11 protein-coding genes are annotated in these 14,424 nt (G+C 68.5%); 4 read left to right on the top strand and 7 right to left on the bottom strand.

Going from position 1 to position 14,424, the window contains the following annotated elements:
• Positions 1–16 precede the first annotated feature (16 nt).
• Genes JNB_RS17415 through JNB_RS17400 form a run of 4 tightly spaced genes read right to left on the bottom strand, consistent with a single transcriptional unit; the run spans position 17 to position 5,401 of the window.
• On the bottom strand, positions 17–2,185 hold the full coding sequence (locus JNB_RS17415) for an alpha-galactosidase (protein WP_009777842.1): 2,169 nt from the start codon (positions 2,183–2,185) through the stop codon (positions 17–19).
• Entirely contained in the window at positions 2,182–3,117 is a 936-nt protein-coding gene (locus JNB_RS17410; protein ID WP_009777841.1) for a carbohydrate ABC transporter permease, read from the bottom strand. Before JNB_RS17410 ends, JNB_RS17415 begins: the two co-directional genes overlap by 4 nt.
• Positions 3,114–4,025 (bottom strand): carbohydrate ABC transporter permease, encoded by a 912-nt coding sequence (locus JNB_RS17405; protein ID WP_009777840.1) that lies wholly within the window; start codon positions 4,023–4,025, stop codon positions 3,114–3,116. Before JNB_RS17405 ends, JNB_RS17410 begins: the two co-directional genes overlap by 4 nt.
• A 23-nt stretch (positions 4,026–4,048) precedes the next feature.
• Positions 4,049–5,401, bottom strand: a complete 1,353-nt coding sequence (locus JNB_RS17400) for an ABC transporter substrate-binding protein (protein ID WP_040883957.1) — start codon at positions 5,399–5,401, stop codon at positions 4,049–4,051.
• 268 nt (positions 5,402–5,669) lie between these two features.
• Here JNB_RS17400 and JNB_RS17395 point away from each other — a divergent pair, with 268 nt between their 5' ends.
• Entirely contained in the window at positions 5,670–7,658 is a 1,989-nt protein-coding gene (locus JNB_RS17395; protein ID WP_009777838.1) for a beta-galactosidase, read from the top strand.
• 2 nt (positions 7,659–7,660) lie between these two features.
• On the top strand, positions 7,661–8,488 hold the full coding sequence (locus JNB_RS17390) for a DeoR/GlpR family DNA-binding transcription regulator (protein ID WP_009777837.1): 828 nt from the start codon (positions 7,661–7,663) through the stop codon (positions 8,486–8,488).
• An 11-nt stretch (positions 8,489–8,499) separates the two neighbouring features.
• On the opposite strand, the gene purN is transcribed toward JNB_RS17390, so the two are convergent.
• The 3 genes from purN to JNB_RS17375 all read right to left on the bottom strand — a co-directional run bounded on the left by purN (position 8,500) and on the right by JNB_RS17375 (position 12,920).
• Entirely contained in the window at positions 8,500–9,099 is a 600-nt protein-coding gene (gene purN / locus JNB_RS17385) for a phosphoribosylglycinamide formyltransferase (RefSeq protein ID WP_009777836.1), read from the bottom strand.
• A gap of 33 nt (positions 9,100–9,132) precedes the next feature.
• Positions 9,133–11,496: a beta-N-acetylglucosaminidase domain-containing protein gene (locus JNB_RS17380; RefSeq protein WP_202795238.1), complete on the bottom strand. Its 2,364-nt coding sequence runs from the start codon at positions 11,494–11,496 to the stop codon at positions 9,133–9,135.
• A 179-nt stretch (positions 11,497–11,675) separates the two neighbouring features.
• Positions 11,676–12,920 (bottom strand): DUF6350 family protein, encoded by a 1,245-nt coding sequence (locus tag JNB_RS17375; protein WP_009777834.1) that lies wholly within the window; start codon positions 12,918–12,920, stop codon positions 11,676–11,678.
• Positions 12,921–13,072: 152 nt separating this feature from the next.
• Here JNB_RS17375 and JNB_RS17370 point away from each other — a divergent pair, with 152 nt between their 5' ends.
• Positions 13,073–13,621 carry an RNA polymerase sigma factor gene (locus JNB_RS17370; RefSeq protein WP_148232494.1) on the top strand — a complete coding sequence of 183 codons (549 nt, stop codon included), beginning with the start codon at positions 13,073–13,075 and terminating at the stop codon, positions 13,619–13,621.
• A complete protein-coding gene (locus JNB_RS17365; RefSeq protein ID WP_009777832.1) occupies positions 13,614–14,393 on the top strand; it encodes a hypothetical protein in 780 nt (259 codons plus the stop codon). Before JNB_RS17370 ends, JNB_RS17365 begins: the two co-directional genes overlap by 8 nt.
• The last annotated feature ends 31 nt before the right edge of the window (positions 14,394–14,424 follow it).

Below are 14,424 nucleotides of genomic sequence, written 5' to 3'. Positions count from 1 at the left end.
TCGGACCTGGACGCGATCAGCCCGGAGGCGTCAGATGCAGCAGGAAACCTTGGGCCGGGGCGAGGATGGGCAGTGCCAGACCCACCTCGGCGAGGGCGGCACCGGTCACCACGACGCCCTGCGCAACCGCGTCGCCCCACCATGCCGGTGGTGTCACTTGGACCGTCGCGGGCAGACCTGCTTCGGAACGGACACGGACCCGGTACGAGCGTGTCGGATCGAGGCCGGACAACGGGACGACGCCCGGCGACACGCCCTTGGCCGTGGTCACCGACACCACCCGGAAGACCGCAGCCGACCGGTCGGGTGCGACGACCCCGTCGACGACCAGCGAGTCGTCGGCGTGATCGGACCGCACCGCATCGCCACTGTGCAGGAGCTCCCGCAGTTCGCGATAGAGCCCGGCCCATGACCGGAGGCCCGCGAGCTCCTCGGGGCTGCAGGTCGTGAGGTCCCACTCGAGTCCGGCATGCCCACCGAGAGCGACGACCGTGCGGAGCGAGAGGTCGAGGTCGCGATGGGTCGTGTGGGCCCGTGGGGGGCCGACGTGGGTGCCCATCCTTTCGGGTGGCACGAGCAGGCCGGTCCACCGCTGGATGGCGACCCGTTCGAGCGCGTCGTTGCAGTCCGAGGTCCAGACTCGGTCGGTGCGAGCGAGTGCGCCGAGGTCGACCCGCGCCCCGCCGCTCGAGCACGATTCGATCTCCAGGTCGGGATGGCGTCGCCGCAGTTCGTCGAGCAGTCGGTATGCCGCCTGGGTCTGGGCGTGGATGGCCGGGCGGTCGGTGCCCGTGGCGTCCGAGTGGACACCATCGTGGAGGTCGCGGTTGTGGTCCCACTTCACGAAGTCGATGCCGTAGTCGTCGACGAGGCTGCTCATCGACGTCAGGATGTGGTCGAACGCTTCCGGGTTCGCCAGGTCGAGCACGTGTTGCTGTCGCGAGGCCCGCGGGCGCCCTGCGACCGGTCCCAGCACCCAGTCGGGATGGGCGCGCACCACGTCGGAGTCGAGATTGACCATCTCCGGTTCGAACCAGAGGCCGAACTCCATGCCCAGTCCCTTGACGTGATCGACGAGGGGGCCCAGACCCTCGGGCCACACCTCCGGAGAGACGTGCCAGTCGCCGAGGCCGCGCGTGTCGTCACGTCGGCCGCCGAACCAGCCGTCGTCGAGCACGAACCGCTCGACTCCCACCGACGCCCCCACGTCGGCGAGCCGGAGGAGGTGGTCGAGGTCGGTCTCGAAGTAGACCGCCTCCCAGGTGTTGAGCACGAGTGGGCGCGGGGTCGATCGGTAGCCCTCCTGAGAGCGCTGGTGGCGCACGAGGGAGCGGGTCAGGCCGTCCAGACCCTCGCTCGAGTGCACGAAGACGACCGGTGGAGCGGCATACGTCTCCCCCGGACCGAGGCGCACCTCGCCCGGGTCGAGCGCCTCGCCCCCGCCCATGACCGCTGCATGCGAACCCGCGCCCTCGGGCAGACGCTCGACGAGGTGCGTGTGGTTGCCGCTCCACGCCACGTGCACGGCCCAGACCTCGCCCGACCGGAACGCGAACCGGGGCGTGCCCGCGACCATGAGCAGCGTCGCGTCGTGACCGGTGCGGCCCCGACGCCCGGTGCGGAGCAGGGTGCCGTCGGCGAGTGGCCTGCGCTGCGGGGAGCGCTCCCGGCACCACCGGCCGGTGAGGTCGAGGACTTCGCGGGCCCTCGACGGCAGGGGCATCAGGATCCTCAGGGCCGCCAGGTCGAGCACCGGCTCGTCGGCCGACGTGTTGGTCACCTCCGACCCGACCGTGAGGACACCGTGCTCGTCGAGTCGGAAGCGGAGGACCGCCTCAACCCCGATGTTGGATGCCGTCGCGTGCACCTCTGCGGTCATGGCGCCGGCCTCATGGGTCGCCGCGAGGGTCGCGACCCACCGCGGAGCCGAGGAACCCCCGGCGCGGTGCGCGGCATACGCCGGGGTGCCGAGCCAGCCCTGACCGGACGTGGGCAGGACGCTGAGCTGCCACACGCTGTCCAGCTGGTTGTGCCCGACCGGAGGATCGGTGAGGAGCTCGAGGTCGGCCAGGGCAGCGTCGGGCAGGTCCGAGCCCCAGTGCACGACGTGTGGCAGTGCGTCGCCGACCTGTGCGAGAGCCAGGGCCGTGCCACCTCCGCGCAACACCGTGAGGATGGAGGTCATCCCTTGGTGGACCCCAGGGTCAGCCCCGACACGAACTGCTTCTGGAGGACGAAGAAGACGATGAGGACTGGCAGCGCGACGATGATCGACCCCGCTGCCACGAGGTTGGTGTCGGCGAAGAACTGCCCGCGCAGGTTGTTGAGCGCGCTCGTGATCGGCAGCTTGTCCCCCCGCGAGATGAGCACCGTGGCCCAGAAGAACTCGTTGTAGATCCACGTCACCTGCAGCGTGCCCAGTGCCGCGAGGGCCGGCCGCACGAGTGGCATGGTCAGCTGCCAGTACTGCCGCCAGATCCCGGCACCGTCCATCTCGGCAGACTCATAGATCTCGTAGGGCAGCGTCTTCATGTAGTTGCTCAGGACGAAGGTGCAGAACCCCATCTGGAACGCGGTGTTCACGAGGATCAGCGCCCAGAAGCTGTTGAGCATCGTGCCGCTCTCGCTCATGACCGAGGGCAGCGGGATCTCGCGGAACATCCGGAAGACCGGGATGAGGAGCGCCTGTGGGGGCAGCAGGTTGGCGGCGAGGAAGACCCCGAGGAGGGTGAGGTTGAAACGGTAGGAGAACCGCGCCAGCACGAAGGCGACCATGGACGACAGGAAGAGGGTGATGGCGACGGCCGGGAGCGTCACGAGCAGCGAGTTCCGCAGGTGCAGTCCGAAGTTCCCTCTGCTCCATGCGTTCTGGTAGTTGTCCAGGGTCCAACCACCGAACGACAGGTACCCGTTGGTCTGGGTGTAGGAGTACGAGCGGAAGGAGTTGTAGAGGGCCCAGAGCAGGGGGAACAGCCACGCGATCGCCAGGCCGAGCATGATGACCGTGGCCACCTTGCCGCGCCGACGGTTGAGGACTCCGCCGGAGGGTCCCTTCTCCCCGCCTCGGCCCGCGGTCGCCGTGGCCGGCGAGACCGCCGGTGCTGTCGTGGCGCTCATCGGCGCTCCTCTCGGAAGACGATCCGTAGGTAGATGGTGATGAAGACCGACGAGATGACCATCATGATGACGGCCAGGGCGGAGCCGAAGCCGTAGCGCGTGGCTTCGCCGATGACGTTCTGCGACACCAGCGCCGAGATGAGCTCGAGCCCGTTGCGACCCTTGTTGATGATCCACACGAGGTCGAACGCCCGGAGCGACTCGATGACCACGATGACGAGGACGATGAGGTTGATCGGCCGCATGACCGGGAAGATCACGTGGAAGAACGTCTTGACCTCGCTGGCGCCGTCGACGGCCGCTGCCTCACGCAGCGACGCGTCGATGCCCTTCAGGCCGGCCAGGTAGATGAGCATGATGTAGCCGGTGTGCCGCCAGGCGGTCGCGACCAGCACCGCCCAGAGGTTCACGTTGGGGTCGCCGTACCAGTCGACATTGGAGCCGAACACCTCGTTGATGAGGCCCTGGTCCGTGGAGTAGAACAGCTGCCAGATGAACCCGACGAGCGCCATCGACAGTACGACCGGCAGGTAGAACGCCGTCTGGTAGAACCGGCTGCCCCACATCTCGTGGTCGAGGATCACCGCCAGCAACATCCCGAGGAGGGTCGGGAACACGAACAGGAACACCAGCCAGATGAGGTTGTGCTGGATCGCCGGCCAGAACGGCGGGTAGATGGTCGCGATGTCCTTGTAGTTCTGGGTGCCGACCCACTGGATGCCACTGAGCTTGAAACCGTTCCACTTCGTGAACGACAGCAGCACCGAGCCGATGGCTGGGAGCCACACCAGCCAGATGACGAGCAGCGTCGGGAACCCGATCATCGCCGTGATGACGAGGCGGTCCCGGGTCGATCGACGTTTCTCGACCCGACGGGTGCTCGGGCGGCGTGCGGTGCGCGTGGCCATGTTCGCTCTCCGGGAGGTCAAGGTCAGCCGAGGATTGACTTGGCCTGCTGCTGGATCGAGGTCGTGATCGAGTCGATCTTGTCGGGGCTCTTGATGAACTCCTGGAGCGACGCGGTGATGACCGTGTTGGCGAGGTCGGCGTTGGTGTCGCGGTCGAGGAACTGCGCGATGGACTTGGCGTTCTGGACGACCTCGACGGACTTCTTCTGGAGCGCGCCGTACTTCGCGGTGCTCGCGCCCGCGTTGGCGGCGATGAACGGCGCCGAAGCGGCGTTGTTGCCCGCGTCAGCGGCCTCGGCGCTCCCGAGGTACTTGATGAATGCCTTGGCCGCCTCCTCGTTCTCGGCGTTCGCCGACACGCAGAACCCATCGATCGGCGCGTCGAGGGCATCGGCACCGATGGTCTGGTCCAGCGCGGGGAAGGTGAAGAAGTCGAGGTCCTCCTGGGTCTCGGTGGGGATCCCGTCGACGACGAACGTGCCGAGGAGATACATCCCGCATTCGCCCTTGGCCATCGACGTGGCCGCCTCCTGCCACGTGCGCCCGAGGGAGTTCTCCTGGTGGAAGGGCAGCAAGGTCTTCCAGGTCTCGAAGACCCGACGGACCTCGGGGCTGTCCCAGGCCTTCTTGCCCTTGGTGAGTTCCATGTGGAAGTCGTAGCCATTGAGCCGCATGTTGAGGATGTCGAACGTTCCCATCGGGGCCCAGGCGTCCTTGGCCGCGAAGGCGAAGGGCGTGAGCTTCTTGCCCTGCATATCGGTCATGAGGGCCATGAGCTCGTCCTGCGTCTTCGGCTCGGTCCAGCCGTTCTTCTCGAACACCGACTTCTTGTAGAAGACGGCCCAGGGGTAGTAGCTGACGGGGACGAAGTACTGCTTGCCGTCCTCCGCCGTCGCCGACTTCTTGAACGCGTCGCTCATGCCCTCGATCGGCCACACGTCGCTGACGTCGGCGATCTGGCCGTTCTCGGCGAACTGCGACATGCGGTAGCCGGCGAACCAGGTGAAGACGTCGTCGGGTGTGCCCTGCAGGTAGGTGCTGATGCTCTCCTGGAAGGTGTTGTGGTCCACGGCGTTCTGCGAGACCGACACTCCCGCCTTCTTGGCGTAGGCATCGGCGATGGCGCTCAGGCGCTCGTATGCCGGTCCCGAGCCCTTGGCCTCGTTGAAACCGAACTTGACCGGTCCGGCCTTGGCCGAGGCACCGCCACCGCTCGCGGCGGGGGTGGCGTCGCCACTGCAGGAGGCCAGCAGTGTCGGCACTCCCAGGAGGGCTCCCGCGCCGACGGCTCCGCGGAGCAGCGACCGGCGGTCGACACCTCGCACAGATGCGGGGACGGTGGGACTGGTGGGGCCGAAGGATCCCGGAGTTGTCATGGTTGTCTCCTTTGACGAACGTGCGGTAACTGACAATTTCGATCAGAAACCAACATTGACTGCGCTGAGTGTTCACCCGCCCCATTCATCGTGTCAAGGGCTCGGTCACGTCCTGAATACGCGCTCATAGGTGGGCAGTTGGCGTTGCGCACCGCAAATGAAATAGACCAGCCGCCGTCCGAATTGCCGACGCAATCTTTTGTCTGACCAGCAACCGACGTGTCGCAAAGTGTTGACAAATGTTCGACCTGTTTGCAGACTGACCGCCATGCGAGCCTGGCCCGGCGATGGGATCGCCTTCGGTGGCGACTACAACCCAGAACAGTGGCCCCGTGCCACCTGGGACGAGGACATGCGCCTCATGCGAGACGCCGGGGTCACCTTCGTGACGCTCGGTGTCTTCTCGTGGTCGTGGCTCGAGCCGACCAAGGGTGAGTACACCTTCGAGTGGCTCGACGAGGCCATGGACCTGCTGCACGCGAACGGCATCGCGGTCGACCTCGCGACGGCGACGGCCACACCGCCCCCGTGGCTGACTTCGGCGTACCCGGAGATCCTGCCCGTCGACCACGACGGTCACCGCCTCTGGCCGGGGAGCCGGCAGTCGTGGTGCCCCTCCTCGCGTCTCTACCGAGAGCTGGCCCTGGCCCTGACCGACAAGCTGGCCGCCCGCTATCACGACCACCCCGCCCTGGCGATGTGGCACGTCTCCAACGAGTACGCCTGCCACAACCTGCCCTGCTACTGCGACACGTGCGCGATCGCCTTCCGCGCCTGGCTCGCGCAGCGCTACGCCACGCTCGACGCCCTCAACGACGCGTGGGGCACGGCCTTCTGGAGCCAGCGCTACACCGCGTGGGAGGACATCCTCCCGCCGCGTCGCACGACGACCTTCGCCAACCCGACGCAGGTGCTGGACTACCACCGGTTCGGCAGCGACACCCTCCTGTCCTTCTACCGCGACGAGCACGAGATGATCCGCCGCCATTCACCGAAGGTGCCGGTCACGACCAACTTCATGACGATGAGCAACTTCCGGCTCCTCGACTACCACGACTGGGCCCCGTTCCAGGACGTCATCAGCACCGACCACTACGTCGTGGACGCCCTCGACGACCCGCGCGCCGAGCTCTCCTTCCACGGCGACCTCACCCGGGGCCTGGCCGGTGGCCGCCCGTGGATGCTCATGGAGCACTCCACGAGCGCCGTGAACTGGCAACCGGTCAACCCGGCCAAGGCGCCGGGCGGGACAGTCCTCGACTCCCTGACCCACGTGGCTCGCGGCGCCGACACGCTGGGCTTCTTCCAGTGGCGGCAGTCCCGGTCCGGGTCCGAGAAGTTCCACTCGGCGCTGGTCCCCCACGCGGGTGAGGACAGCGACCGCTTTCGCGAGGTGTGCGAGCTGGGGGCGATCGCGGCCAGGCTCGGAGAGGTCCTCGGCTCGCGCGTCGACGCAGACGTCGCGGTGCTCTGGGACTACGAGGCCCTGTGGGCCATGAGTGGTCCGTGCATGCCGAGCAGCGAGATCGACTACGTCACGGCGCCCCACGCGGTCCACCGCCTCCTGCGCGACCGCGGGATCACCTGCGACGTGGTGCACCCCTCGGCCGACCTGTCCCGCTACCGGATCGTCGTCGTGCCGAGCCTCTACCTCGTGTCCGACGAGGACGCTGCGTCCATCGCCGCGGCCGCAGCGGCCGGCGCCCACGTGGTCGTCACCTACTTCTCCGGCATCAGCGACCCCGACGACCACGTGCGGCTGGGCGGCTATCCCGGCGCCTTCCGCGAGCTGCTGGGTGTCAGGGTCGAGGAGTTCTTTCCCTTGCGAACCGACGAGGTCGTCGCCCTGTCGGGTGGCGGTCATGGGTCGCAGTGGAGCGAGGACACGAGAGTCGTGGACGCCGAGGTGGTGACGACCTATGCCCAGGGACCCCTGAGCGGCCGCCCAGCTGTCACCCGCCGCTCCGTCGGTGACGGAACGGCCTGGTATCTCGGCACCCTCCCTGACGACACCAGTCTCGGGTCCCTGCTCGACGAGGTGGCCGCGCTCGCGGGAGTCGAGCCGGTGACGACCATGGCCGCAGGGGTCGAGGCCGTACGCCGGTCCAGCGCCGACGGCTCGTGGCTCTTCCTCCTCAACCACACGACCACCGAGCACGAGCTGACCGTCAACGGTCACGATCTCGTCAGCGGGAGCGACGTGGGCCCGACCCATGTGCTCGCCCCGCTCTGCGCCGCCGTGATCCGGGAGTCCTGACCGTGCTCGCCAGCCAGCGGCGTGCCGCGATCCTGTCGATGGTGCAGGACTCCGGAGCAGTGAGGGTGTCCGACCTCGTCGAGCATCTCGGCGTCTCCGACATGACCGTGCGCCGCGACATCGAGCGGCTCGACACCGACGGACTGCTGGAGCGGGTGCACGGTGGCGCCCTGGCGCTGCTCCCGAGGGCGACGGACGAGCCGGGGTTCACCGCGAAGTCCTCCCTCATGACCGCCGCGAAGCACGCCATCGCGCTTGCGGCCGCTCGCCTCGTCGACCCGGGCGCCACCATCGGGATCTCCGCCGGGACCACGACCTACGAGTTCGCCCGAGCCATCCGCAACATCCCCCACCTCACCGTCGTGACCAACTCCGTCCCGGTGGCACAGCTCCTCCACGAGTCGGGCGGCAACCACGTGGTCGTGCTCACCGGTGGGGTCCGCACCCCCTCCGACGCGCTCGTGGGTCCGGTCGCGGTCGCGGCGCTGCAGGGCCTGCACGTCGACCGACTCTTCCTCGGTGCGCACGGGATCGACCGCAACGCCGGCCTCACGACCCCGAACCTCGTCGAGGCCGAGACCAACCGCGCCCTGGTGCGCGCCAGCCGCTCCGTCTGCGTCCTGGCCGACCACTCCAAGGTGGGCATCGTGGGGCTCTCGACCTTCATGGCACTCCATGAGGTCGACACCCTCATCACCGACCCGGGCACCCCTGCTCGGGTGCGCGCGCTCCTCGAGGACAGCGTCGACCACCTCGTCCTCGCTGAGGTGGCGAGCGCCGCGACCGGCGCGGCCCGCGTCGGCCCGCGCTCACCGGGCGCGGGGGCCTGAGGCCGACGGACTCAGCCAGGGTTGACGGATGTTGGCTCTGCAGCGAGACGGCCGACGAGGTCGACGAGCAGCTCGCGCTCCTGCGCCTTGATCCGCTCGTGCAGCGACTCCTCGGTGTCGTCATCGCGCACCTCGACGGCACGCTGGGCGAGGATCGGCCCGGTGTCGACCCCCGCGTCGACGAGGTGGGCGGTCGTCCCGGTGACCTTGACCCCGTGCGCCAGCGCGTCTCGGACGGCGTGCGCTCCGGGGAAGCTGGGCAGCAGCGCCGGGTGCGTGTTGAGGATCGTCCGCCCCTCCAGCACCACCGGCCCGAGGATCTTCATGAAGCCGGCCGTCACCACGAACTCCGGTGCGCGAGAAGCGATCTCGGCAGCCAGCCCCGCATCCCAGGCGTCCCGGTCCGGGAAGTCGCGCACCCGGCATACAAAGGTCTCGATCCCAGCGCGCTCCGCGCGACGCAAACCTTCGATGTCGTCCCGATCCGCTCCCACGGCAAGGATCCTGACCCCGTATGCCGGGTCGAGACTTGCGTCGATGAGCGCCTGGAGCAGGGTGCCCGAGCCAGAGACGAGGACGACGATGCCGGCGGGTGCACTCACGTCGAGCACCCTACCGACACGCCGTCCTCGTCCAGTCAGGCGTCAGCTCGCGGCGTAGACCCCGAGCTCGTAGATCGAATAGCCCCAGTCGAGCTTGCGGTCGATCCCTTGCACGCGGACGTACTGGACCGGGTCACCGGCCTGGAACGTGAACAGGTCGAGCCCGCACGTGGAGTCGTCGACCCGCTTGAGCGGAGTCCAGGTCGTCCCGTCGGTGGAGGTCTGGATCTCGTAGGCGTTGGCGCACGCCGCCTCCCAGCTCACCGTCACCGCCCGGACCACGGTGGGCTGGGCGAGGCGCACCTGGACCCACTCGGTGTCCGTGTAGCCGGACGCCCAGCGGGTCGAGGGGTCGCCGTCGTTGACGAACCTCGGTGCCAGCCGGTCAAGGTTCTGCTCCGTGCTCGACGCCGTCGCGACACCGCGGGGCGCCACGTTGGCGACGTCCCCGGCCTCCCACAGGTCGAGGGTGAAGCCCGCCTTGAAGACGAAGGTGTCGAGGACGCCGTCAGCGATCTTGACCCGTGCCCTGCCCCACGCGTTGTCGGGTGGGTCGACGACGACGGCCGCAGCCTTGGCCGCCGTGGCCTTCGAGGCGGCGTTGAGCTCGTCCGAGGCGGCCTTGTCGCCGTCGAGGCGGGCACTCATGGCATCGAGAACCTGCACCAGCGCCTGTCCCCACAAGGTCGTGGCATCGAGCCACGGCTTGGCATCGGCGACGAACCCGGGGTCGGTCGACCCGCCGCGGATGGTTGCTGGCGCTGCCGCGATCGACTGTGCGTAGGTGCGCAGCGCAGCGATCGCACCGGCCTTGTCGCCAGCCTCCCACTGGGTCCAGAACGCAGCAGTGCGCTTGGCCAGCTCGGGCGACTGCGGCTGCCACGGCGTGCCGAAGCTCGGTGCGAGGTGGTTGAGATCGGCGAAGACCCGCAGAGCCGCCGCAGTGTTCTGGTCACCGTTGGCGACGTACTTCAGCGCCTGGGTCCAGTTGCGACCGGCGTCGTAGCCCGTGTCGTTCCAGCTGAAGTCTGCGAAACCGAAGATCGCGATCTTGCTCGCGGCCGCCTGGTTCATGGGGTTCGACACGATGCCGGCGAGGTAGGCACCAAGTCCGGCTTCGCGCTTGTCGTACGGCGCAAGGAGCAAACGACCCGCGGTGTTGCCGTAGTCGTTGACCGGGTAGTTGTCCCAGAGGAAGGTCGAGCCGCCGAAGACGGTCGCAGCCTTGCGGGCCTGGTCGACGGTCACCGACTGCGGCACGACGCCCTCACCGGTCCACATCACGACGATGTCGTCGTCCATGGTGCGCAGCGCGGCCTTGTAGGCCGACTCGGTGGTGTTGTAGTACTCGGTCGGAACCATCTGCAGCGGCCGAGCGCCCTCGTGGGTCTCGATGAACTCCTTCTGCACCCGGTCGAGGAAGTAGGCCTGCGCCTTCCCTGCGGTGCCGGCACCGGGCGAGCCGAACTTCACGCGGTCGGCGTCGCAGTGCCAGCGGCCGTAGTCAATGTCATCGAGCGGGATGTTGAAGGCTCGGACCCCGACGTCGTACATCTGCTGGAGCTTGCCGGTGAGCGCCGCGTAGTCGGCCTCGCTCGAGTAGCACACGGTGTTGCCCGGCGAGAGAGCGAAGGTGAAGTTCACGTGGTTCGCGGTCGCCTTGTCGGCGAGCGTTGCGAGCTCGGCGAGCTTGTCGGCCGGGTACGGATCGCGCCACCGTTCGCGGTGGAAGGGGTCATCCTTGGGCGCGTAGATGTAGGTGTTGGCCTTGACGTCACCGTAGAAGTCGAGCTGGTCGAGCCGCTCGGCCTGGGTCCAGGGCTGGCCGTAGAAGCCCTCGATGGTCCCCCGCAGCGGCATGGTCGGAAAGTCCTTGATCGAGGCACCCGAGATGCGGAAGCCACCGTCATCCTTGGGAACGAAGAGCTGGTCCAGGGTCTTCACGGCATAGAACTGCCCGGCAGCGTCGGACCCGCCGAGGGCGATCGTGCCGAGCGGCCCGCGGGAGGCGTCGACCCTCAGCCCGTAGCCTTCGGCGTGGGTCGGCGCGCCCGTGGAACCCAACGATGCCTTGACGTCACTACGGACTGCAGGACCGAGGTGAATCGTCAGGGGCGCGGTTCCGCTGGCACTCGCCCGCTCGACGATCCGGTCCACTCCGCGCTCGGTGAGCGACTTCTTGAGCGCACTCCGGGCAGCCGGGTCGGTCGATGCATCCACCACGACCTCGACCCGTCCGGGGAGGACGACATCGGCGCCAACCCGGCTCATGGCCTGGGGCGTCGGCGAGATCGTCGGCAGTGGCTGCGTCGTGGGAGCGGCCTGCGCGGGTAGCGCGGCCAAGGCCCCCGTCACGGCCATGGCAAGCCCGGCTGTGGCTGCGAGAGTCCTACGAGGGGAAAGCACCATTGCCTCCTATTGGTCTAGACCATCTCGGTCCTCATCGTCGACCACCCGTGGAGCGCTGTCAATAGTTCATGCGTCAAACTTTTGACTGGACCACACATGTGCGGCGACAACGGCACGCCACGAAGGCACCCCGAAACGTGACAGGGCCACGGCCCGCGCTGGTCGGAGACCGAGCGTCAGCGACGAAGGCGCCAGGCATCCCACGCGACGACCGCGAGGGCACCCACGATGAGCTCGAGTCCCAGGGCCAGGGTCATCCACAGTGCGGAGGCACCCATGTCGGAGAGTCGGTAGGCGCCGAGCGAACCACCCCCGAGCCCATCGAGGACCCCGACGGCGAGAGCGACCATGGCACAGGCCGCGACGGCCACGGAGGCCTTGGTCCGCAGGGATGACAGCCGAGCCACGGAGACGAGCGAACGCCGCCCGATGTAGCCGCCGATGAGCACCGGCACGAGCACGAGCAGGCGAACCACCCACGGGTACGACCCCGGCTCGGGCACGGCACCGAAGACCGGCACGAGGGGCATGAGGCCGGAGGAGGAGCTGGTCAGCGAGGTGTGGGCACCATCGACGACGGAGAATCCCGGGCCGGCGAGGAGCGACACGACCCACAGGGCGAGGTTGGGCAGCGAGGCGAACTGGGCCCCGGAGAGCAACACGCCACCGAGGAAGCCCGGACCGGCCTCCTTCTGCAGGCTGCTGACCGAGCCCCAGCTCAGGACGATCGCAGCGAGCACGGTGAGCAGGGCGACCCCCAGCAGCAGGGCGAGCCCGCGCAGTGCGGGGCCCCAGGCGCGGCGCGCGGCTTCGGGTGCGACGAGGGCGTCGAACCGCGGTCCGAGGATGTCGGCCTCACGCGCTAGGCGTCGGCCAGCGATCGCGAGCGCCAGCACAGGCACGACGACGAGCGGCACGACCAGACTCAGCCACCGCAGGGGCAACGACCCCACGAGGGTGAGAGCGGACGCCAGACCGATGGCCACGGCATACCCGAGCCACCAGCGGCCAGCAACCGTGGCCACCGAACGAGGCACCAGATCGGCGACGAACTCGCCCTCGACGTCGGCGGTGTCCAGGGCGCGCAGGGCTCCCCTCGCAGCACCCCAGACGGCAAGCGCCCCGAGCACGAGCGGGACGAAGGCGACGACGGTCGCGCCAGAGCCGAGATGGGCGCCCTGGACGAGCAACCACAGGGAGGCGGCGGCACCGAGCGGCTCGCTGAGAGACGCACCGGGACGGGGATCGAGCATCCACCCGAGCGCCGTGGGCACGAGGACGACGAGCAGGGAGAGCAAGCCGGTGACGACCCCGATGAGGACGTCACGAGCAGGGTCGGGCAACCACGGCGCGGCCGGCGTTCCCTCGCCGTCGGCGTCGTCGGAGGGGCGCACACCCCGCAGCATGTCCATGACACTCATTGCCTCCCAGTCTCCCCCGCTTGGGCAGCCCACCGGCGGCACACACGCCGACGCCCCCGACCAAAACCTCGCCCTGACGATGCAACCTTCTGCACCGCCAATGCGTCTGAATCAGTGATCAGCTGTAGAGGGCCTACGTGGAGGGGCGAGCCGTGCGAGATCGAGACAGCAGCGCCTTTGATGTGTTCTATCGAGCCACCGCGCCCCGCGTCGTGCACCTCGTGTATGCCGCGACAGGTGACCTGACGCTCGCGCAGGAGGCCACCCAGGAGGCTTTCGCCAGGGCTTGGCGCGACTGGAAGCGGGTCTCCACGCATGATGACCCCGTCGCGTGGGTTCGCACGGTGGCTCGGCGGATCGCCATCTCCGAATGGCGGCACGGACAGGCGCGTGGCCGGGCACACACCCGTCATGGGATGACCGAGACGGTGGGATCGCCGAGCGATGACCGCGTCGCAGTGGTCGCGGCGTTGCGCCAGCTGAGCCCGGTGCTCCGCGAGACCGTCGCGCTGCACTATCTCGCCGACCGAAGTCTTGAGCAGATCGCTCAGGAGCTCGAGGTGCCCATCGGAACGGTGAAGGCCCGACTCCACCGCGGTAGGGCGCAGCTCGCCGACCTCCTTCGATCCACCGAGCCGATGAGCTCGGCCGCTCTCGCTCGACCCAGCAGCCTCCAGAGAAAGGAGAACGGCCATGCATGAGCTGGACGCCACCGAGCGGTGGACCATCGAGGATGACGACTTCTTGCGCGGAGTCCTGCTCACACTGCGCGTCGACGTGGACGCCTCACCCCTCACCGATCCCGAGGGTGCACGCGCCCGGGGCGACTTCCGCCGCCGTCGGATGCTGGGGCTGACCGCCGGAATCGCCGCAGCCATCACCATCATCGCGACTCTCGGATTCCGCGGCATCGCGCACGAGGACGCCTCTCCCCCACCGCTGCCAGCGACCCCTCCCACCCTGAGCCTCACACCCGCCCCGCTGCCGAGCGGTGCGAACAAGGGGATCGCCCGGCCGACGCCGAGCCCGGGAGAGATTCTCTCCTGCCTGGCGGTGGAGTATGGGCCACCGGACACCTCGGGCATCCCGTCAAAGATCGCGGACACCGCGCGCGCATTGCACGGCCAGGCCGGCTGCGAAAGCAAGGGGGCTGTCGTGGCGCGCTTCGAACGTGACGCAACGGTGGTCTCCTTCGGCGGTGCGGCCGTGGCCGACGCCCTCGCCCTGCCCGAGCACCACGAGCGCCATCACCTGCTCCGGGCTCTTCTCGAGACCCGCCCGTCCTACGACGAAGGTCTCGCCCGTTGGCCTGCACTGCCAGAGAGCGACGCCGATTGGAACCTGCTCATCACCTCTGGAATCCTCACCAGCGAGGACGCTGCAGCGATGAGGGCGTCAGGGCAGGGCTACACCGGCTGGCGCGTCGTCATCGCTGACGACGGCAGGGTCACTGCCTTCGTCACCGGGGACTGAGCCGACCACACCACGCAAAGCGAGCGGGCGG

The sequence above is a fragment of the Janibacter sp. HTCC2649 genome, from assembly GCF_000152705.1.
Lineage (GTDB): Bacteria > Actinomycetota > Actinomycetes > Actinomycetales > Dermatophilaceae > Knoellia.
Note: the sequence above shows the minus strand (reverse complement) of the source record. Positions and strands in the feature narration are given on the sequence as shown.